The 1269-nt window shown below is 45.2% G+C and carries 2 protein-coding genes; both read right to left on the bottom strand.

Going from position 1 to position 1269, the window contains the following annotated elements; genetic code table 11:
* The coding region (locus WMO65_RS26160) for a DUF979 domain-containing protein (protein WP_349064866.1) at positions 1-925 on the bottom strand (925 nt) is incomplete at its 3' end.
* Positions 925-1269 (bottom strand): 5-oxoproline transporter, DUF969 family subunit (locus WMO65_RS26155; protein ID WP_349064865.1); only part of this gene is annotated, 345 nt, incomplete at its 5' end. The genes WMO65_RS26155 and WMO65_RS26160, both read right to left, overlap by 1 nt.

The raw sequence follows: 1269 nt of genomic DNA, 5'->3' as shown, positions 1-1269 counted from the left end.
CGATCATCATTAATGCCATAGGAACCTGCGCCTTAATAACAGACCACTTGGGATCCTTTGTCTCAAGTACCGCACAGGGAACAATATTAAAATTCGCCGCCATAGGTGTCATCAGCGTTCCGCAGTAACCTGCTGTCATACCAAGTGCACCGATTACAGCAGGATTCCCGCCCTGCATAATAACGAAGGGAACACCGATTCCTGCTGTAATAACAGTAAACGCGGCAAATGCATTTCCCATGATCATAGTGAAAATGACCATACCAAAAACATAGATTATAACTCCTATTACGATATTTCCTTTTGGAACAACCGAAGAAATCATATTAGAAATAACTTCACCCACACCAGCCTCTGAAAATACACTTCCCAGTGCGCCCAGCAGCTGAGGCAGCAAGCAGGCGGCTCCAACCTGCATAAGCAGACGTGAAGTATCTTCTCTTGTCTCGCTTAGCTTTGGTTTACAAATGACAAATGCCAAAATCAAGGCAAGTACACAGGCTACACCTGTCATGATTGCTCCATTCAGCGCTGTAGGAGTGACAACACCCTCTGCATTCACAGCATCATATTTCACAAAGGATAAAACCAGAGCAATAACACCAACGGTGACTGCCGGAATAAATATTTTCGTTCCAATTCTCTCGCTGGCCGCCTGCTTGGACTGCGCGGCAGCTTCCGCGAACTTGCCCATTTTTACCTGTTTTGTGAGAGTAAGGCAGCCCATAACCAACAGCATTGCGCCGGTAACCACAGGAGGAATAACTTTACCCATCATGAAGATCAACCCTGTCAGGGTCCAGAAAATAATTGTTCCGATTTTTGCCTCTTCGTTTTTTCTTGCACGGAAAGCGGTATCAAAACATACCAGTCCGCAGAGAACATAGAAAAATTCCGGAAAATAAACACCTAAAAAATCTGTCATTATTTCTTTCCTCCCTTCACCTGTCTGTCAAACAGGAATACCTGTACCATCGTCAGGATGATCGAGATAATCATAACGGAAATAGAAGCTGATGCAATACTGGATAGTGTAACCTCATATCCAGCCACGGCAAGCCCGGACTGAATCAGCACGACACCAGACGCTGCCGGAAAACAGTTCTGCGCGAAGAAGTTACCATAGTTCTCAGATGCGGCTGAAAGACCTTTTACTTTCTCATCTTCCTTTTCTGTCAGTCTACTTCCTTTAGATGCTTCTGCAGCTGCAGTAGTCATCGGCAGGATCAGAGGACGAATAAACTGAACATGTCCGCCAATTCGGATATT

The organism is Blautia caccae, from assembly GCF_040095955.1.
Classification (GTDB): Bacteria; Bacillota; Clostridia; order Lachnospirales; family Lachnospiraceae; genus Blautia; species Blautia celeris.
This window is presented reverse-complemented; position numbering and strand designations above follow the sequence as displayed.